This window comes from Amycolatopsis thermophila, assembly GCF_030814215.1.
Classification (GTDB): domain Bacteria; phylum Actinomycetota; class Actinomycetes; order Mycobacteriales; family Pseudonocardiaceae; genus Amycolatopsis_E; species Amycolatopsis_E thermophila.
The window spans coordinates 3836307-3854068 of sequence record NZ_JAUSUT010000001.1 but is presented as its reverse complement, the minus strand read 5'-3'; the positions used below and the strand labels follow the sequence as shown (position 1 = coordinate 3854068).

The 17762-nt window shown below is 72.0% G+C and carries 19 protein-coding genes; 8 read left to right on the top strand and 11 right to left on the bottom strand.

From position 1 onward, the window contains the following. Window positions 1–17: 17 nt before the first annotated feature. Complete coding sequence (gene ku, locus FB470_RS18935; RefSeq protein ID WP_306993321.1) at window positions 18–875, bottom strand: non-homologous end joining protein Ku; 858 nt, start codon at window positions 873–875, stop codon at window positions 18–20. Between the two features lie 163 nt (window positions 876–1038). Here ku and FB470_RS18930 point away from each other — a divergent pair, with 163 nt between their 5' ends. The 5 genes from FB470_RS18930 to FB470_RS18910 all read left to right on the top strand — a co-directional run bounded on the left by FB470_RS18930 (window position 1039) and on the right by FB470_RS18910 (window position 6411). After that, the gene (locus FB470_RS18930) at window positions 1039–3324 is read left to right on the top strand and encodes an ATP-binding protein (protein WP_306993319.1); all 2286 of its coding nucleotides are present in this window, start codon (window positions 1039–1041) and stop codon (window positions 3322–3324) included. 222 nt (window positions 3325–3546) lie between these two features. After that, window positions 3547–3672: a hypothetical protein gene (locus tag FB470_RS18925; protein ID WP_306993317.1), complete on the top strand. Its 126-nt coding sequence runs from the start codon at window positions 3547–3549 to the stop codon at window positions 3670–3672. Between the two features lie 149 nt (window positions 3673–3821). Beyond that, complete coding sequence (locus FB470_RS18920) at window positions 3822–5555, top strand: pyruvate dehydrogenase (RefSeq protein WP_306993315.1); 1734 nt, start codon at window positions 3822–3824, stop codon at window positions 5553–5555. 284 nt (window positions 5556–5839) lie between these two features. Then, entirely contained in the window at window positions 5840–6172 is a 333-nt protein-coding gene (locus tag FB470_RS18915; protein ID WP_306993313.1) for a YnfA family protein, read from the top strand. A gap of 65 nt (window positions 6173–6237) precedes the next feature. Further along, window positions 6238–6411, top strand: coding sequence for a hypothetical protein (locus FB470_RS18910; protein ID WP_306993311.1), 174 nt, complete (start codon window positions 6238–6240; stop codon window positions 6409–6411). Between the two features lie 133 nt (window positions 6412–6544). Here the strand turns inward: FB470_RS18910 and FB470_RS18905 are convergent, their stop codons facing one another. Both FB470_RS18905 and FB470_RS18900 read right to left on the bottom strand, forming a co-directional pair. After that, window positions 6545–7564 carry a TIGR03617 family F420-dependent LLM class oxidoreductase gene (locus FB470_RS18905; protein ID WP_306993309.1) on the bottom strand — a complete coding sequence of 340 codons (1020 nt, stop codon included), beginning with the start codon at window positions 7562–7564 and terminating at the stop codon, window positions 6545–6547. 10 nt (window positions 7565–7574) lie between these two features. Then, a complete protein-coding gene (locus FB470_RS18900; protein WP_306993307.1) occupies window positions 7575–8378 on the bottom strand; it encodes an acyl-CoA thioesterase in 804 nt (267 codons plus the stop codon). A gap of 74 nt (window positions 8379–8452) precedes the next feature. Between FB470_RS18900 and FB470_RS18895 the strand changes: the two genes are divergently transcribed. Together FB470_RS18895 and FB470_RS18890 are read left to right on the top strand one after the other, a co-directional pair. After that, window positions 8453–8854, top strand: coding sequence for a DnaJ family domain-containing protein (locus FB470_RS18895; RefSeq protein ID WP_306993305.1), 402 nt, complete (start codon window positions 8453–8455; stop codon window positions 8852–8854). A gap of 25 nt (window positions 8855–8879) precedes the next feature. Further along, on the top strand, window positions 8880–9995 hold the full coding sequence (locus FB470_RS18890; RefSeq protein ID WP_306993303.1) for an amidohydrolase family protein: 1116 nt from the start codon (window positions 8880–8882) through the stop codon (window positions 9993–9995). Here the strand turns inward: FB470_RS18890 and FB470_RS18885 are convergent. Beyond that, entirely contained in the window at window positions 9983–10348 is a 366-nt protein-coding gene (locus FB470_RS18885) for an RNA-binding S4 domain-containing protein (RefSeq protein ID WP_306993301.1), read from the bottom strand. The two genes, FB470_RS18890 and FB470_RS18885, sit on opposite strands and share 13 nt — an antisense overlap. Window positions 10349–10350: 2 nt before the next feature. Continuing rightward, the gene (locus FB470_RS18880; protein WP_306993300.1) at window positions 10351–11640 is read right to left on the bottom strand and encodes an MFS transporter; all 1290 of its coding nucleotides are present in this window, start codon (window positions 11638–11640) and stop codon (window positions 10351–10353) included. A gap of 184 nt (window positions 11641–11824) precedes the next feature. Between FB470_RS18880 and FB470_RS18875 the strand changes: the two genes are divergently transcribed. Further along, window positions 11825–12043 (top strand): hypothetical protein, encoded by a 219-nt coding sequence (locus FB470_RS18875; protein WP_306993298.1) that lies wholly within the window; start codon window positions 11825–11827, stop codon window positions 12041–12043. On the opposite strand, the gene paaE is transcribed toward FB470_RS18875, so the two are convergent. From paaE to paaZ, 6 genes are read right to left on the bottom strand one after another with little or no spacing between them, the layout of a single operon-like run. Further along, entirely contained in the window at window positions 12021–13103 is a 1083-nt protein-coding gene (gene paaE, locus FB470_RS18870) for a 1,2-phenylacetyl-CoA epoxidase subunit PaaE (protein ID WP_306993296.1), read from the bottom strand. The genes FB470_RS18875 and paaE overlap by 23 nt on opposite strands. 1 nt (window position 13104) lies before the next feature. Further along, window positions 13105–13596 (bottom strand): 1,2-phenylacetyl-CoA epoxidase subunit PaaD, encoded by a 492-nt coding sequence (paaD, locus tag FB470_RS18865; protein ID WP_306993293.1) that lies wholly within the window; start codon window positions 13594–13596, stop codon window positions 13105–13107. Then, window positions 13590–14474 (bottom strand): 1,2-phenylacetyl-CoA epoxidase subunit PaaC, encoded by an 885-nt coding sequence (gene paaC / locus FB470_RS18860; protein WP_306993291.1) that lies wholly within the window; start codon window positions 14472–14474, stop codon window positions 13590–13592. Before paaC ends, paaD begins: the two co-directional genes overlap by 7 nt. Window positions 14475–14481: 7 nt before the next feature. Then, the gene (paaB, locus tag FB470_RS18855; protein WP_306993289.1) at window positions 14482–14769 is read right to left on the bottom strand and encodes a 1,2-phenylacetyl-CoA epoxidase subunit PaaB; all 288 of its coding nucleotides are present in this window, start codon (window positions 14767–14769) and stop codon (window positions 14482–14484) included. After that, a complete protein-coding gene (paaA, locus tag FB470_RS18850; RefSeq protein ID WP_306993287.1) occupies window positions 14766–15713 on the bottom strand; it encodes a 1,2-phenylacetyl-CoA epoxidase subunit PaaA in 948 nt (315 codons plus the stop codon). Before paaA ends, paaB begins: the two co-directional genes overlap by 4 nt. Next, a complete protein-coding gene (gene paaZ / locus FB470_RS18845; RefSeq protein WP_306999356.1) occupies window positions 15713–17734 on the bottom strand; it encodes a phenylacetic acid degradation bifunctional protein PaaZ in 2022 nt (673 codons plus the stop codon). Before paaZ ends, paaA begins: the two co-directional genes overlap by 1 nt. Window positions 17735–17762 lie beyond the last annotated feature (28 nt).

Below are 17762 nucleotides of genomic sequence, written 5' to 3'. Positions count from 1 at the left end.
GGCGTGTCGGAGTGGGGTCACGCGCTCTTGGGCGAGCGACGGCTCCGCGTCGAGGTCGAAGCGGGTTTCTTGGCGGGGGTGCGCTTGGCCGGCTTGCGGGCCTTCTTCGCCTCGCTGACGCTGGCCTCGAGCGCCGCCATGAGGTCGACGACGTCGGTCTTCGGCGAGCGGCCCGCCGGTTTCGTGGTCTTCCTGCCCGCGACCTTGGCGTCGATGACCGCCTCCAGGGCCTCGCGGTAGGAGTCGGTGTACTTGTCCGGGTCGAACACCGGCTCGGACAGCGAGTCGATGAGCGAGCCGGCCATGCTGAGCTCCTGCGGCCGCACCTGCGGCAGCTCGTCGCGTAGGAATCCGAAGTCGGGGGTGCGCACCTCGTCCGGCCACAGCATCGTCGTCATCACCATGACGTCCGCGTGCACGCGCAGCAGCGCGAGCGTCTCCCGCTGGCGTAGGGCGACCTTGGCGATCGCCACGTGCCCGGACTTGTGCAGCGCGTCGCGCAGCAGCACGTACGGCTTGACCGCGGCCTTCTGCGGCTCGAGGTAGTAGTGCCGGTCGAAGTGCAGCGGGTCGATCGCCTCCAGCGGCACGAACTCCAGCACGTCGATGGCGTTGGAGCTGGACAGCGGCAGGTCCTTCAGGTCCTCGTCGGTGAGCACCACCATGCCGCCGTCGTCGGTCTCGTAGCCCTTCGCGATGTCGGCGTAGGGCACCTCTTCGCCGTCGATCGTGCAGAAGCGCTTGTACTGGATCCGGCCGCCGTCGGTGACGTGCACCTGGCGCAGCGACACGTTCTTGTTCTCGGTGGCCGCGTACAGGTTGATCGGAATCGTGACCAGCCCGAACGACACCGAGCCCTTCCACATCGATCGCATCGCCGGGGCCCTCCGCTCCTGCCGACATAACCGCAGGTCGGACGTTACGCGACAAGCGAGCCCGCCACCAGGCGGCGAACCGGCCCCGGCTACTGACCCGGTGCAACTTTTTCTCAGCGTCACGACCGCGCCGATCACCGGCCTCGCGAACTAGGCTGTTGCGGTGGCGGGCACACTTCCGAGCGAGCTCACGAGCTTCGTCGGACGTCGGCAGGAGCTCTCCGACATCCGGCGGCTGCTCTCCACCGCGCGCCTGGTGACGCTCACCGGGCTCGGCGGGGTCGGCAAGACCCGGCTCGCGGTGCGGGCGGCCATCGGGCTCAAGCGCGCCTTCCCGGACGGCGTCCACTTCGCCGAACTGGCCTCCCTCGAGGACCCGGCGCTGCTGCCGCAGACCGTCGCCGCCGCGCTCGGCCTGCGGGACGAGGCCGTCGAGCCCGCCGACCGGCTCGCCCAGCTCATCGGTGACCGGCAGGTCCTGCTGGTCCTGGACAACTGCGAGCACGTCACCGACGCGTGCGCGACCCTGCTGGGCAAGCTGCTCGCCGCGACGAGCGGCCTGCGGGTGCTGGCGACCAGCCGCCAGCGGCTGTCCGTCGAGGGCGAGCACCTGCTGCCGGTGGAGCCGCTCAGCCTGCCCGAACCGGCCGGTGCCGCCGAGGGGTCGAACGGCTGGGATGCGATCTCGCTGTTCGCCGACCGCGCGGCGGCGGTGTCGCCGGGGTTCGCGGTCGACGCCGGGACCGAGGAGCTGATCGCCACGATCTGCCGTCGCGTCGAGGGTCTGCCGCTGGCCATCGAACTGGCCGCGGTGTGGCTGCGCACGCTGTCGCTGACCGAGCTCAACGACCGCCTCGCCGACCGCTTCGCGCTGCTCACCGAGGCCTCCCGGACCGCGCCGCCGCGCCAGCAGGGGCTGGAGGCACTGGTCGACTGGAGCTACCGGCTGTGCCTGCCCGCCGAACAGCGGGTGTGGGAGCGGCTTTCGGTGTTCCGCGGCGGCTTCGACCTGCCCGCCGCGGAGTACGTGTGCGTGGGCGACGGCATCGACGGCGGCGAGGTGCTGAGCCTGCTCGCCGGACTGGTCGACAAATCGGTTCTGGTACGCGAACGGGAGACGTACGGGCACAGCGCGCGCTACCGGATGCTCGAGACGCTCGCCGAGTTCGCGGCCGCCCGCCTGGCCGACACCGGCACCCCGGCCGAATCGGCCCGGCGGCACCGCGACTACTACCGCGAGCTCGCCCGGCGCTTCACGCGGGAGAAGATCACGGCGCGCCAGCAGGACTGGATCACGCGGCTGCAGGACGACCACGCGAACCTGCGCGCCGCGCTGGAGTCGTGGCTCGAGGAGCCGGATCCGCGGCCCGCGCTGGAGATGGCCGGGAACCTGTCGACGTTCTGGATCGCGGGCGGGCACCTGGTGGAGGGCAGCCGGTGGCTGAACCGCGTGCTCGAGCGCGACGGCGGCCCCTCGGTGGAACGGGCCCGCGCGCTGCACGCCTCGCTGCTGACCTGCACGTGGCTGGGAGTGCGCAAGGGGTTCGCCGGGCGGCTGCGGGAGTACCGGAGCGTCGCCGCCGATCTGGCCGACCCGGTGGTCGACGCCGAACTGCTCGTGTGCGAGGGCGTGTCCCGGTACTTCCTGGGCGATCCGGAGCGGAGCTGCGCCCTGCTGGAGGAGGCGCACGAGGCGTGCCGCAGGCTCGGGTCCGACGGGCTGGCGTTGCAGATCCTGCCCTACCTCGCGCTGGCCCGCTTCGTGCTCGGCGAACCGAACGCCGAGGAGGCGGGCGAGCAGGCGGTCGAACTGTGCGCGGCGCACGGCGACCCGCCCTGGTACACCGCGCTCGCGCGGTGGGTGCTGGGGCTGGCGGTGTGGCGGCGCGGCGACCTGCGGCGCGCGGAACGGCTGCAGCGCGACGCGATCCGCCTGCGCGAGCCGGCCGGCGACCACTCGGGTATCGCGTTGAGCCTGGAGACGCTGGCGTGGTGCGCGGCCGCGGACCGGCGGTTCACCCGCGCCGCCCGCCTGCTCGGCGCGGCCGCGACCGCGTGGCGGCTCTCCGGCGCCGGGCGCATCGAACCGGCGCTGCAGCAGGTGTCGGAGACCGAGGCGGCGCTCCCGGCCCGCGAGGCGCTGGGACGGGCGGCGTTCGAACAGGAACACGCGCGCGGGGCGGCGATGTCGTTCGAGAAGGCGGTGGCCTTCGCCCTGGACGAGCGGCGGGCGCCCGCCGCTCCGGAGACCAACTCGCGCAACCCGCTCACCGCCCGCGAGTCCGAGATCGCCGGGCTCGTCGCGAAGGGCCTGAGCAACCGGCAGATCGCCGGGCAGCTGGTGATTTCCCAGCGCACGGCGGAAACCCACGTCGAACACATCCTGGCGAAGCTCGGATTCACCTCCCGCAGCCAGATCGCGGCCTGGATCACGGCCAACGACACCTGACGCCGGAGGACCTGCGGGCGCGGCGGCCGGCCACGACCACACGCGGGTCACCTCACCCGAGCCGGTACCGCGTCGTGACACGCGCGCGGCCGCGTCCGGGGCCGGCCGGCTGGGCGAGCTGCCGGGGGTGCGGGTCGACGCGCTGGGCGGTCCGGGTCGCGGGCTCCGGATCACCGCGGCATGGGCCGCTGCTGGTGCTGGAGCACCACGAGCCGCTGTCCGTTGGTACGGGGACGCAGCGGGCGCGACGGCGGCTCGGGCGACCTGCTGCCGGCGGTCGACCGGGCCGTCGGGCCGGTCGTCGGTGGACGGTTCGGGGCGTTGCGCGCCGACGGCGGGCTCGGGTGACCTGTTCGCCGGGTCCCGGTGCCGCGCGGGTCCCGGCCCGGCGGCCCGATGGTGGCAAAACGGATTTCTGCCCGTAACGAGTGAAGTTGGGTGGACGGCCGCACCGCTCCGAGAGGACCCTGGGTCCCGGACCCGAGAGAGGTGGGCAAATGGCGACAGTGGCCGAGCAGATGGTGCGGATCCTGCGGGATTGCGGCGTTCGCCGCATCTACGGGATCGTCGGCGACAGTCTGAACCCGATCGTCGACGCCGTGCGGCGCACGCCGGGCATCGACTGGGTGCACGTGCGCCACGAGGAGACGGCGGCGTTCGCGGCGGCCGCGGAGGCGCAGGTCACCGGGCGGCTCACGGTGTGCGCGGGTAGTTGCGGCCCGGGCAACCTGCACCTGATCAACGGGCTCTACGACGCACACCGCAGCGGCGCGCCGGTGCTCGCGATCGCCTCGCACATCCCGTCCACCGAGATCGGCACCGGGTTCTTCCAGGAAACCCATCCCGATCAGTTGTTCGCCGAATGCAGCCACTACAGCGAACTGGTGTCCCAGGCCGACCAGATGCCGCGCCTGCTGCGGATCGCGATGCAGACCGCGGTGGGGCGGGGCGGGGTGTCGGTGCTGACCATCCCGGGCGACGTGTCCGAGCGCCGCGCCGCGGGGTCGGGCGCCGAGACCGTGCACGTGGTCGAGCCGTCGCCGGTGGTGCCGCGGGAGGCGCAGATCGCCGAACTGGCCGAGGTGCTCGACAGCGACGAGAAGGTGATGCTGTTCGCGGGCGCGGGCTGCCGGGACGCGCACGACGAAGTGATGGCGCTGGCGGGCACGCTGCTCGCGCCGGTGGGGCATTCGCTGGGCGGCAAGGAGTGGATCCAGTTCGACAACCCCTTCGACGTCGGCATGAGCGGGCTCCTCGGCTACGGGGCCTGCTACGGCGCGATGCACGAGGCGGACCGGGTGGTGCTGCTGGGCACCGACTTCCCCTACGACGGGTTCCTGCCGCAGGCGCACACCGTCCAGATCGACACGAACCCGGCGCACCTCGGGCGCCGGACGCCGCTCGACCTCGCCGTGCACGGCTCGGTGAAGGAAACGCTCGCGGCGGTGCTCCCGCGGTTGCGGCGGCGAACCGACCGGTCCTTTCTGGACCGGATGCTGCGCGAGCACGCGCGGCGGCTGGAGAAGGTGGTCGACGCCTACACGCGGGACATCGAGCGGCACACGCCGATCCACCCGGAGTACGCGGCGGCGATCCTGGACGAGGTCGCCTCGGACGACGCGGTGTTCACTGTGGACACCGGCATGGGGAACGTGTGGGCGGCCCGGTACCTGACGCCCAACGGCCGGCGTCGCGTCATCGGCTCGTTCCGGCACGGCAGCATGGCGAACGCGCTGCCGCACGCGATCGGCGCCGCGCTGGCCTGCCCGGGTCGCCAGGTCGTCTCGCTCTCCGGCGACGGCGGGCTCGCGATGCTGATGGGCGACCTGCTGACGTTGTCGCTGTACGACCTGCCGGTGAAGGTGGTGCTGTTCAACAACGCCTCGCTCGGCATGGTGAAGCTGGAGATGCTGGTGGACGGCCTGCCCTCCTACGGCACGGACCACACGCCGGTCGACTTCAGCGCGATCGCCGCGGCGTGCGGCATCCCGGCCACCAGGGTCGACCACCCGGCCGAGATCCGCGCCGCGCTGACCAAGGCGTTCGAGCAACCAGGCCCCGCACTGGTCGAGCTGACCACCGACCCCAACGCGATGTCCATCCCGCCCAAGATCACCAGCGAGATGCTCCGGGGCTTCGCACTGGCCGCGAGCAAGACCGTCCTGAACGGCGGCGTGGGAAAGATGGTCGAGCTGGCGCGCAGCAACCTGCGCAACATCCCGCGCCCCTGACGGGGAGGACACCGCGCGGTCCGGTCCGGACTCGCGCGAGTTGCCACATCCAGCCGCAACCCGCGGCACCCGCGCTGCCGCACCGCAATCCCCCGGCATCGAGCACGTCCTGCCGGCTCGCGCTGAGCTTGTCCCCGTAGCGCGGACACCTGCCCTGAGTGACCTTGGGGTCACCGGGAAAGCGGGGAACACGGACAAGCTCGCGCCGTGTGCGACACCGGTCCGGGCATTCGGCACGGGCCTTGCCGCCGAGGGCCTGGCCCCGTCCCGGCTAGGGTCGGTCCGTGGTGGTTCTGCGGTCGATCGGGTTGTTCGTGCTGGCGGCATTGGCCGAGATCGGTGGTGCGTGGCTCGTCTGGCAGGGAGTCCGCGAGCACCGCGGGTGGATCTGGATCGGCGCCGGTGTGATCGCGCTCGGGTTGTACGGCTTCGTCGCCACCCTGCAGCCCGACGCCAGCTTCGGCCGCATCCTCGCCGCGTACGGGGGCGTCTTCGTCGCGGGGTCGCTGGCGTGGGGCGTGGTCGCCGACGGCTACCGGCCCGACCGCTTCGACGTCATCGGCGCGCTGATCTGCCTCGCCGGTGTCGCGTTGATCATGTACGCCCCGCGCGGCTGAGCCACTTCGGAGCGGGTTTGCGGATTCGCGCGGGTGGTAGCCGGGACCGGAGAAGGGAGAAGATCATGCCGGAGGACGAACACAACGACCTGGCGGAGTCCAAGCAGGCGATCGCCGAGGCGAAGGAGGCCGCCCGCGCCGCGCACCTGACCCGCCCGCACGAGCAGGCCGAGCAGGAGGGCGCCCCGGCCGAGCACCCACCGCACCAGGAGGACGACGACCACTTCTCGCCCTCCTGACCGCCCCGCCCGCGCTTGGAGGAGCGGCCGGGTCTCGGACGGCGACACACCTCCGCGCGTCCCGGCCACGCGGAGCACCGGCGCAGCGGGTGGTCAGACCCCGCCACCTCTGCACGGGCGGTCCGCGGGGCCATCACGCACGCGGAACCGCGCCCTGACCACGCACCGCCGCGGCGACCTCCGCGACCAGGGCCGGATCCGCCTCGTACGGCGTGTACAGGGTCGCCCGCGTGAACACGTCGCCGTAACGGCGGCGCACCTCCGCGGCGGCCTCGTCCGGCCGGCCCACCACGGCGATCGCGTGCAGCAACTCGTCGTCCACGAGCGTGCCCATCTTCTCCCACTCGCCGCGGCGGGACAGCGCGTGCAGGTCGTCGCCGAGGGCGGCACGGTCGTGCAGCTCCAGCACACCCCGGTAAGCCGGCGTCGAACCGTAGAAGGCGATCTGCCGTCGCGTCGCCGCCACCGCCCCGGCCAGCTCCTCGTCGGTCCGCCCGGTCACCACCATCGGCGAACCGGCCAGCTCGAACCCGTCGAGCGAGCCGCGCGCGGCGGTCAGCGCCGGAATGGTCACCTCCCGCAGGTACCGCTCGGTGGTGAACCCGTGGCACAGGAACCCGTCCGCCACCTCGCCCGCGACCCGCGTCATCCCGGTCCCCACCCCGGCCAGGAACACCTTGGGCGCACCGAACGCGTGGGGCGCCGGGGTGAACATCGGGGTCATCACCGTGTGCGTGTAGAACTCGCCGCGGAACCGCAGCGGGGTCCCGCTCTCCCAGCACTCCCAGATCGCCCGCAGCGCCAGGACGAACTCGCGCATCCGGGCCGCCGGCTGCGACCACGGCATCGAAAACCGTCGCGTGACGTGGGTCTTCACCTGCGTGCCCAGACCGAGCACGAACCGGCCGCCGGACAGTTCCTGCAGGTCGTTGGCCGCCTGCGCGACCGTCATCGGGTTGCGCGCGAACGCCACCGCGATCGCCGTGCCCAGCTCGACCCGCTCGGTCACCGTGGCGCCGAGCGCGAGCGGGAGGAACGGGTCGTGCTTGACCTCGGTCGTCCACACCCCGTCGAACCCGTCGCGTTCGGCGCGCCGCACCTGCTCGCGGCAGTCGGCCGGGGTCTCGAACGGAACCGCGAAATCGACCTTCACGCGGCGAACGTTACCGCCTGCGGTTCCGGAACAGGCACTCCTGCGCGAGACTCGCGAGCAGCACACCGTCCCGCGTGCGCACGGTGCCGGTGTACCAGCCGCGCCCGCCCGCGACGGACTGCGGCACGAGATCGAGCTGTACCCAGTCGTCGAGCCGCCCGGTCCGGTGGAACCACACCGCGTGGTCGAGGCTGGCCCCGGAAGCGGCCTCCTCGTTGCCGAACGCGGCCACCCCGGAGGAAATGTCCGACAGGTAGGTCAGGACCGACGCGTGGGTCAACGGGTCGTCCGGCAGGGTCAGCGAGCAACGACCCCAGAACCGCGTGGGCCACTGGCCGTCCGGGTAGGGCTGCTCGGGCAGGCGGCCCTCCATCGAGAACAGCCGCGGCATGCCGCCGCCGGGCAGCTGCTCCGGGTCGCCCTCGGGCCGCTCGGGGTGGGCCTCGCGGTCGACGCCCTCCTCGCGGCGGTGGAACGACGCCGACATGTTGAAGATGACCTCGCCGTTCTGCACGGCGACCACCCGCCGGGCCGAGTACGAACCGCCGTCGCGGTCGCGTTCGACGTGGAAGATCGTCGGGCGCGTCGCGTCACCGGGCCGCAGGAAGTAGCCGTGCAGTGAGTGCGGCAACCGCTCCTCGGACACCGTGCGGCCGGCGGCCATGAGGGCCTGCGCGGCGACCTGACCGCCGTAGAGCGGCAACGGGTCGTCGAAGACGAGGCTGGCGCGGTAGAGGTCGCGGTCGATCTCCTCGAGGTCGAGCAGGTCGGCCAGGGTGGGCTCGCCCACCGTTTTCTCGCTGACGGCGTGCATTACCGCACGGTAATACAGGAACCGGCCGCGCGCGGCCGGTGGTAGACAGGTATCACAGCGGGAGGAGGTTCGCCGTGACCGAGCGCAAGCCCCCGGGCGTGAGCTTCGAGACCTGGGTGGAGAAGCAGATCCGCGAGGCGGCCGAACGCGGCGAGTTCGAGAACCTGCCGGGTGCCGGGAAACCGTTGGCATGGCTGAAGAAGCCGCACGACGAGAACGCGTGGCTGCGGGACAAGCTGGCGCGCGAGAACGTGACCTACCTGCCGCCGTCGCTGGCACTGCGCAAGAGGGCGGCACAGGCGCGTGCGGCGGCCGCCGAGGCCGCCTCCGAGGCCGAGGTGCGGCGCATCCTGGACGACATCAACGCCGAGATCGTCGCGGCCATCCGGCGGCCCCCGCCGGGTCCGCCGCTGAACCTCGCCCCGTTCGACGTGGAGCACATCGTGCGTGAATGGCGCGCGCGGCGGGAACCCTGACCCCGACGGCGAGGAGGTGCCCGTGGTGACCGCGCTCGACCAGCACGTGGCGGCGGTGCCGCTCGTGGACCACCACGTGCACGGCGCGTTCACGGTCGAGCTGGAGCGCGCCGAGTTCGAGGGGCACCTCAACGAGGGCTCGCCCGATCCGATCCCGCCGTGGATGACGCAGTTCGACTCGCAGCTGGGGTTCGCGGTGCGGCGGTGGTGCGCCCCGGTGCTCGACCTGCCCGCGCACGCCCCCGCCGACGAGTACTGGAAGCGGCGCACCGAACTGGGCGTGGGCGAGGTGACCCGACGGTTCCTCGGCGACGCCGGGGTGAGCGACTGGATCGTCGACACCGGACATGCCACCGGCTCGCTGCTGGGCGTGCACGGCATCGAGTCGGCCTCCGGCGGGCGGGCGCACGAGGTGGTGCGGCTCGAGGCGCTGGCCGAAGAGCTGGCGCGGGAGAACGTGACCGGACGCGACTACGCCGACGCCTTCACGGCACGCCTGTCGGCACGCACGGAAAACGCCGTGGGGACCAAGTCGATCCTCGCCTACCGCACGGGGTTCGACATCGACCTGACCGCGCCGGAGCCGGCCGAGGTCGTTCAGGCCGCGAGCCGCTGGCTCGACAGCGGCGGCGAGCGGCTGGACGACGAGGTGCTGATCCGGTTCGGACTGCACGCCGCCATCGCGCGCGGCCTGCCGCTGCAACTGCACACCGGGCTCGGCGACCGCGACCTCGACCTGCGCCGCGTCAACCCGCTGCACCTGATGGACTTCCTGCGGTCGGTGCCGGACGTGCCGGTCCTGCTGCTGCACTGCTACCCCTACCACCGCGAGGCCGGGTACCTGGCGCAGGCGTTCCCGAACGTGCACTTCGACGTCGGGCTGGGCATCAACCACACCGGGGTGCGCAGCGCGGCGGTGGTGGCGGAGTCGTTCGAGCTGGCGCCGTTCGCCAAGCAGCTGTACTCCTCGGACGCGTGGGGCCCGCCGGAGCTGCACTACCTGGGCGCGCTGCTGTGGCGGCGCGCCGTGGCGGCCACGTTCGGCCGGTGGGTGGCGGACGGCGACTGGTCGGAGGCCGACGCGCGGCGGGTGGTGGACCTGGTCGCCCGGGACAACGCCCGGCGCGTCTACCAGCTCTGACCGCGCAACCGGTCCAGCAGCCGTCGATCGCGCTTCGTCGGGCGGCCGGCGCCGCGCTCGCGGCGGGCGACCGGCATCAGCGCCTCCGGCGGCGGGGCGGGCGTGCGGTCGATGTAGCAGGTGGCCGCGTCCGGGGCGCCGACCCGCTTCTCGATCACCCGCACCACCTCGACGATCCGCGTCCGGTCATGCACGCGCGCCCGCACCGTGTCGCCGGGGTGCACACCCGTGGCGGGCTTGGCCGGGCGGTCGTTGACGCGCACGTGCCCGCCGCGGCAGGCCGCGGCGGCGTCCGATCGGGTCTTCGTCAGCCGGACCGCCCACAGCCAGCGGTCCACGCGGGTGGACTCCATGGTCATCCATTGTGCCCGGCCGGGGCCTTCACCGGCAGGATCGCGGCCAGCCCGGCGGCCAGGATCAGCACGATCCCCGCCATGCCGGCCCGCTGGCTGTCGAAGATCGTGATGAACCCGCTGAACGCCAGCGGACCGAGGAAGCTCACGGCCCGGCCGGTGGTGGCGTAGAGGCCGAACGCCTCGCCCTCCCGTTCCGGCTCGACGATGCGCGCCAGGAACGTCCGGCTCGCCGCCTGCGCCGGCCCGAGGAACACCGACAGGCACAGCCCGCACACCCAGAACGTCGCCTTGCCGGGCAGCGCGCACAGCGCCGCGCCGATCACCACCAGCGCGATCAGCGACGTCACGATCACCGTCTTCGGGCCGACCCGGTCGTCCAGGCGGCCACCGCCGACCGCCCCGATCCCGGCCGTCACGTTCGCCACGATCGCGAACAGCACGACCTCGGTCTGGCTGAACCCGAACGTCCCGGCGGCGACCACGCCGCCGAAGGTGAAGATCGCGGTCAGCCCGTCCCGGTAGAGGGCGCTCGCGGCGAGGAACCACAGGGTGCGGCGGTCGGTGCGCCACAGCTCCGCCAGCCGCTTGGCCAGCACCACGTAGCCGGAGAAGAAGTTCGAGCGCCGCCGTTCCCCCGACGGCGGGTTCTCCGGCACGAACAGCAGCACCGGCAGCGCGAACACCGCGAACCACACCGCCACGAACAGCGCGACCACGCGGATGTTCAGGCCGCCCTCGGAGGTCACCCCGAACAGGCCGACGTCCGGCTGCACGAACGCGAACAGCACGATCGCCAGCGCGATGACGCTGCCGAAGTAGCCCATGCCCCAGCCGAAGCCGGACACCCGGCCCATCGTCTTCGGCGTGGAGACCTGGACGAGCATCGCGTTGTAGTTGACCTCGGCGAACTCGAAGAACACGCTGCCCACGGCCAGCAGGACCAGGCCGGCGAGCAGGTAGGACGGGTCGTTCTCGACGAAGAACAGGCCCGCCGTGCAGAGGATCGCGATCGCGCTGTGCACGCCGAGCCAGAGCCTGCGACGGCCGCCGGCGTCGCTGCGCTGCCCGGTGACCGGGGCCAGCAGCGCGACCACGACACCGGCGATGGTCGTGGCGACGCCCAGCGCCTGGGACCCGCTTTCGGTGTCGGCGGCGACACCCTCGGTGAGGTAGACGGTGAAGACGAAGGTGAGGATGACGGCGCTGAACGCCGAGGCTCCCCAGTCCCACAATGCCCAGCTCAGCACGGCGCGGCGGCTGCTCGGCGAGGCGTTGGCGATCACGGTCACCGCATGATTCTGCACGAGCCCGGTGAACCGAGCCGCCCGGCCGGGTGAACGGCGTCACTCCGCGGTCGACACGCAGTGACCAACTGGCAAATGTTGACAAGCTCACTGATCCGGCGCCGCGGTAACCCGGAGGACCCGCGAGGCGATACCAGCAGTATCCGAACTACGCGGGAGGGGTTTCGCAGTGGGTTTCGGCCAGTCCAAGACACCGGTCACCGACCGCCCGGTCTGGCTCGTCCTGTCGCTGGTCTTCGCGGCGACCGCGGCGGTGCAGGTCTACCTGGCGCTCGCCATGTCCGTGTGGTCGTCCGGCATCCTGGCGATCGTGCTCGCGATCGCCGCGGCGGCGTCGCTGGCCGCCGCGGCGAAGGCGATGCCGATCACACGTCGAAGTCGATCGTGAGCTCGTCCGAGACCGGCATCGACTGACAGGTCAGCACGAAACCGGCGTCGACCTCGTTGTCCTCCAGCGCGAAGTTGCGGCGCATGTCCACCTTGCCGCTGGTGACCTTCGCGCGGCAGGTGCCGCACACGCCGCCCTTGCAGGCGAACGGCAGGTCCGGCCGGGCCTTCTGCGCGCTGTCGAGCACGGGCACGTCCCGCGGCACGGCGACCGTCGTGGACCGTCCGTCGAGGACGATCGTCGCCTGGGTGACGACCCCGCCGAGCGCCTTCTCCTCGTGCCGCACCGGCTCCGGCGGCACGTCGTCCACGTAGAACAGCTCCTGGTGGATCCGCCCGGACGGCACGCCCGCCGCGCGCAACCGCTCCTGCGCGACCGTGACCATCCCGAACGGACCGCACAGCCACCAGTGGCCGACTGCCGACACGTCGGGGAACAACGCCAGCAGCGCGGTCAGCTTGTCGCCGTCCAGGCGGCCGGTGAACAGCTCCGCCTCGCGCGGCTCGCGGGAGAGCACGTGCACCAGCTCGAGCCGGTCCGGGTAACGGTCCTTCAGGTCGGCCAGCTCGTCGGCGAACATCACGGTGTCCGTGCGCCGGTTGCCGTACAGCACCGTGACCGTCGCGGCCGGGTCGCGCAGCACCGTCGACGCGATCGACAGCACCGGCGTGATGCCCGAGCCCGCCGCGATCAGGACGTGGTGTTCCGGTGTGGACAGGTCGGGCGTGAAGTTCCCGGTCGGGGTGCCCACCTCGATCTCGTCGCCGGGCCGCACGTCGTGCACGAGCCACGTCGAGAACAACCCGTCGGGCACCTCGCGCACGCCGATGCGCGGCGCGCTGCCCTCCGGCGAGCAGATCGAGTACGACCGGCGCTCCTCGCGCCCGTCGATCGTGCGCCGCAACGTCAACGACTGCCCGGCGCGGAACGCGTAGGTGTCGGACAGTTCCGGCGGCACGGCGAAGGTGACCGCGACGGCGTCGTCGCACAGGGGCGTCACCTCGGCCACGGTCAGCGTGTGGAAGTCGCCCCGCAGCCTGGACTTGGTGCTCGCGGTCACCTCAGATCTCCTTGACGTGCTCGAAGGGTTCGTCGCAGGACCGGCACCGCATCAATGATTTGCACGCGGTGGCCCCGAACCGCGACACCAGCTCCGTGTCCGCCGACCCGCAGCGGGGGCAGGACACGCGCCGCACCGTCGGGCCCAGTGTCAGCGGGATCGGCCCGGACGCCTGTCGCGGCGCGCTGCCCGGTGGCGCGATGCCCGCCTCGGCCAGCGCGCGGCGGCCGCGCTCGCTGATCCAGTCGGTGCTCCAGGCCGGCTGCAGCACCGTGCGGACCTCGACGCGCGAGTACCCGGCGCCCTGCAGTGCGTGGACCAGGTCGTCGCGCATGGTGTCCATCGCCGGGCACCCGGTGTAGGTGGGAGTGATCGACACCGTCACCGCACCGTCCGATTCGGACACTTCGCGCAGTACGCCGAGGTCGGCCAGCGTCAGCATGGGCAGCTCGGGGTCGCGGACGGTCTCCGCGACGGCGCGGGCGCTCACCATGTCGCCTCCGGGTGGGCGCGGGCCACGCTCTGCAGCTCGGCCAGCAGGTAGCCCATCGCCTCGGTGTGCCGGCCGCCGCGCCCGGTCTGGCCGTTGACCCCGGCCTTGCCGCTCACCTCGGGCCGCGTCAGCGTCCCCGCGCCGAGCACCTGCGCCAGCACGCCGTCGAACTCCTCGCGGACCGCGGCCGGGTCCACCGCGACGCCCGCCGCGGCCAGCCGCGACTCGATCTCGTGCGGCACGAACAGCTCGGCCACGAACGGCCAGACCCGCTCCAGCCCCGCCTGCATGCGCTCGTGCGAGAACGCGGTGCCATCGCCCAGCCGCACCGCCCACTGGGCGGCGTAGTCGCGGTGGTAGGTCAGCTCCTTGACGCCCTTGTCGGCGATCGCGGCCAGCACCGGGTCCACCGAGGACCGCAGCCGCTGGAACAGCGCCAGCCGCCAGGTGGAGAACACCAGCAGGGCCGCGATGAGCTGCCCGAAGTCGCCGCGCTCCAGCTCGGCGAGCCGGACGTTGCGGAACTCGTGCTCGTCGCGGAAGAACGCGAACGCGTCCTCACCGCGATCGCTGCCGTCGGACTTGCCCGCGCGGGCGAGCAGCAGCCGGGCCTGGCCCAGCAGGTCCAGGCCGATGTTGGCGATCGCGACCTCGTCCTCGAGCTCGGGCGCCCGGGTGCACCACTGCTGCAGGCGGTGCGAGAACACCAGCGCGTCGTCGCCCAGCATCAGGCAGTACTGCGCGAGGTCCGCACCGTCCACACCGGACGGAACCGAGGTGTCCACCCCGGCCAGCGGGTCCTCGAACCCGGTGCCGAACGCCCACCGCGAATCGTCGTGCGCGTCGATCAGTGACTCATAAGCGTTGTCGAAGGACATGATCGGCTCACATGTGGGGGACGTTGTCGGGGATGTCGTAGAACGTCGGGTGCCGGTACACCTTGTCGCCCGACGGCGCGAAGAACGGGTCCTTCTCGTCCGGCGAGGACGCGGTGATGTCCGACGCCTTGACCACCCAGATGCTCACACCCTCGTTGCGCCGCGTGTACAGGTCACGCGCGTTGTGCAGGGCCATCTGGTCGTCGGCCGCGCGCAGCGACCCGACGTGCACGTGGTTGAGTCCCCGCTTGCCGCGCACGAACACCTCGTACAACGGCCACTCGCTCTTGCTCACGCCTTCGCCTCCGCCATCTTGCGCGCGTGCGCGGCCGCGGCCTCGCGGACCCACGCGCCGTCCTCGTGCGCCTGCCGCCGCCGGGCCATGCGCTCGGCGTTGCACGGGCCGTTGCCCGCGACGACCTGCTTCATCTCGTCCCAGTCCACCGGGCCGAAGTCGTAGTGCCCGCGTTCGGGATTCCACTTCAGCTCCGGGTCGGGCAGTGTCACGCCGAGCGCCTCGGCCTGCGGCACCGTCATGTCGACGAACCGCTGGCGCAGCTCGTCGTTGGTGTGCCGCTTGATCTTCCACGCCATCGACTGCGCGGTGTTGGCCGATTCGGCGTCGGGCGGGCCGAACATCATCAGCGACGGCCACCAGAACCGGTTCACCGCGTCCTGCACCATGTCGCGCTGCGCCTGGGTGCCCTTCATCATCGTCATCAGCAGCTCGTAGCCCTGCCGCTGGTGGAAGGACTCCTCCTTGCAGATCCGGATCATCGCCCGCGCGTAGGGGCCGTAACTGCTGCGGCACAACGGGACCTGGTTGCAGATCGCCGCGCCGTCGACGAGCCAGCCGATCGCGCCGACGTCGGCGAACGTCAGCGTCGGGTAGTTGAAGATCGACGAGTACTTCTGCCGCCCGCTGATCAGCTTCTCGGTCAGGTCGGTGCGGTCCGCGCCCAGCGTCTCGGCCGCCGAGTACAGGTACAGCCCGTGCCCGGCCTCGTCCTGCACCTTGGCCAGCAGGATCGCCTTGCGCCGCAACGACGGCGCGCGGGTGATCCAGTTGCCCTCCGGCTGCATGCCGATGATCTCGGAGTGTGCGTGCTGCGCGATCTGCCGGATCATCGTCTTGCGGTAGCCCTCGGGAACCCAGTCCCGCGGCTCGATCCGCTGGTCCTTGTCGATGGTGTGCTCGAAGTGCCGTTCGAGGTCCTCTTCGGACAGGGTCGCGGTCATCACTTCTCCTTGGCCACGAGCGTGAGCACGTCGTACTTCGCGACGGACTCGGAGTTCTGGTTGGTCACGTCGGCGTCCCAGCGCACCTCGCCGTAGTCGGCGTTCTCGCGCGGGGTGATCTGCTTGGCGGTCAGGGTCACGGTCAGCTCGTCACCGGGCTTGACCGGGGTGAGGAAGCGCAGGTTCTCCAGGCCGTAGTTGGCCAGCACCGGGCCCGGCTCGGGCGAGACGAACAGGCCGGCGGCGAACGACACGACCAGGTAGCCGTGCGCGACGATGCCGCCGAACAGCGGGTTGGCCGCGGCGGCCTCGGGGTCGGTGTGGGCGTAGAAGGTGTCGCCGGTGAACTCGGCGAAGTGGTCCACGTCCTCCTGCGTCACCGGGCGCGGGCCGGCGACCACCGAGTCGCCGATCTTCAGCTCCGCCAGGGACTTGCGGAACGGGTGCACGTCCCCGGTCGCGCGCGGGGCGCCCTCGACCCAGCGGCCGGTGACCGCGGTCAGCACCTTCGGGCTGCCCTGCACGGCGGTGCGCTGCATGTGGTGCAGCACGCCGCGGATGCCGCCCATCTCCTCGCCGCCACCGGCGCGGCCCGGGCCGCCGTGCACGAGCTGCGGCATCGGCGAGCCGTGGCCGGTCGACTCCTTCGCGTCGTCGGAGTCGAGCACCAGCAGACGGCCGTGCCACGGCGCGACGCCGAGGACGACCTCGCGGGCGAACCGCGCGTCGGCGGTGACGACCGACCCGGCCAGGCTGCCCTGGCCACGCGCCGCGTAACCGATGACCTGCTCGACCGAGTCGTAGGGCATCAGCGTGGAGACCGGGCCGAAGGCCTCGACCTCGTGCGGCTCGGCGCGCTCGGGGTCACCCTTGAGCAGCACCGGCGAGATGAACGCGCCGCGCTCGGCGTCGGCGTCGACCACCTCGACCCGCTCCGGGTCGCCGAAGACGACGCTGGAGGCGTCCTGCAGGGCCTTGAGTGAGCGGCGGACCTCCTCGCGCTGCTCGAGGCTGGCCAGGGCGCCCATGCGGACGCCTTCGGACGCCGGGTTGCCGATCTTGACCTTGGCCAGGCGCTCGGCGGCGGCCTCGGCGACGGCGTCGAGCAGGTCGGCCGGCACGAACGCGCGGCGGATCGCGGTGCACTTCTGACCCGCCTTGACGGTCATCTCGGTGACCAGCTGCTTGACGTAGAGGTCGAACTCGGCCGTGCCGGGCGTGGCGTCCGGGCCGAGGATCGAGCAGTTCAGCGAGTCCGCCTCGGCGTTGAAGCGCACTGCGTGGCGGACGACCACCGGGTGCGTGCGCAGCTTCTGCGCGGTGGACGCCGACCCGGTGAACGACACCAGGTCCTGCTCGGTGAGGTGGTCCAGCAGGTCGCCGGCGCTGCCGGAGATCAGCTGCAGCGCGCCCTCCGGGACCAGACCGGATTCGATGATCAGCTCGACGACCCGCTCGGTCAGGTACGCGGTCTGGCTCGCCGGCTTGACCAGGCTGGGCACACCCGCGAGGAACGCCGGGGCGAACTTCTCCAGCGGGCCCCACACCGGGAAGTTGAACGCGTTGATCTGCACCGCGACACCCCGCAGCGGAGTGGCGATGTGCTGGCCGAGGAACGTGCCGCTCTTGCTGAGCGGCTCGACGTTGCCGTCGACGTAGACCGTGTCGTTGGGCAGCTCACGCTTGCCCTTGGAGGAGTAGGCGAACAGCACGCCGATGCCGCCGTCGACGTCGAACTTCGAATCGCCCAGCGTGGCGCCCGTCTTCGCGGACAGCTCGTACAGCTCGTCGCGGTGCTCGCGCAGGTGCGAGGCCACGGCCTTGAGCAGCGCGGCCCGCTGGTGGAAGGTCAGCTCGCGCAGGGCCGGGCCGCCGACCCGGCGGCCGTGGTCGAGCGCGGCGGCCATGTCGATACCCGCGGAGGAGATCCGCGCGACCTCGGCACCGGTCACGGCGTCGTGCAGGGGCACGCCTTCACCCTCGCCGGTCTGCCAGCCGCCGCTGACGTAGCTGCGCAGCATCCTCGTCGACTGCTGGGCCATCGTTCCT

What these genes read in the sequence shown, in the direction of transcription:
- paaA (WP_306993287.1), bottom strand. Translation starts at nt 15,713, where the DNA reads ATGACCGCGACCCTGTCCGAAGAGGACCTCGAACGGCACTTCGAGCAC.
- FB470_RS18900 (WP_306993307.1), bottom strand. Translation starts at nt 8,378, where the DNA reads ATGCACGCCGTCAGCGAGAAAACGGTGGGCGAGCCCACCCTGGCCGAC.
- paaC (WP_306993291.1), bottom strand. Translation starts at nt 14,474, where the DNA reads ATGTCCTTCGACAACGCTTATGAGTCACTGATCGACGCGCACGACGAT.
- FB470_RS18920 (WP_306993315.1), top strand. Translation starts at nt 3,822, where the DNA reads ATGGCGACAGTGGCCGAGCAGATGGTGCGGATCCTGCGGGATTGCGGC.
- FB470_RS18910 (WP_306993311.1), top strand. Translation starts at nt 6,238, where the DNA reads ATGCCGGAGGACGAACACAACGACCTGGCGGAGTCCAAGCAGGCGATC.
- paaD (WP_306993293.1), bottom strand. Translation starts at nt 13,596, where the DNA reads ATGGTGAGCGCCCGCGCCGTCGCGGAGACCGTCCGCGACCCCGAGCTG.
- paaZ (WP_306999356.1), bottom strand. Translation starts at nt 17,734, where the DNA reads ATGCTGCGCAGCTACGTCAGCGGCGGCTGGCAGACCGGCGAGGGTGAA.
- FB470_RS18885 (WP_306993301.1), bottom strand. Translation starts at nt 10,348, where the DNA reads ATGGAGTCCACCCGCGTGGACCGCTGGCTGTGGGCGGTCCGGCTGACG.
- ku (WP_306993321.1), bottom strand. Translation starts at nt 875, where the DNA reads ATGCGATCGATGTGGAAGGGCTCGGTGTCGTTCGGGCTGGTCACGATT.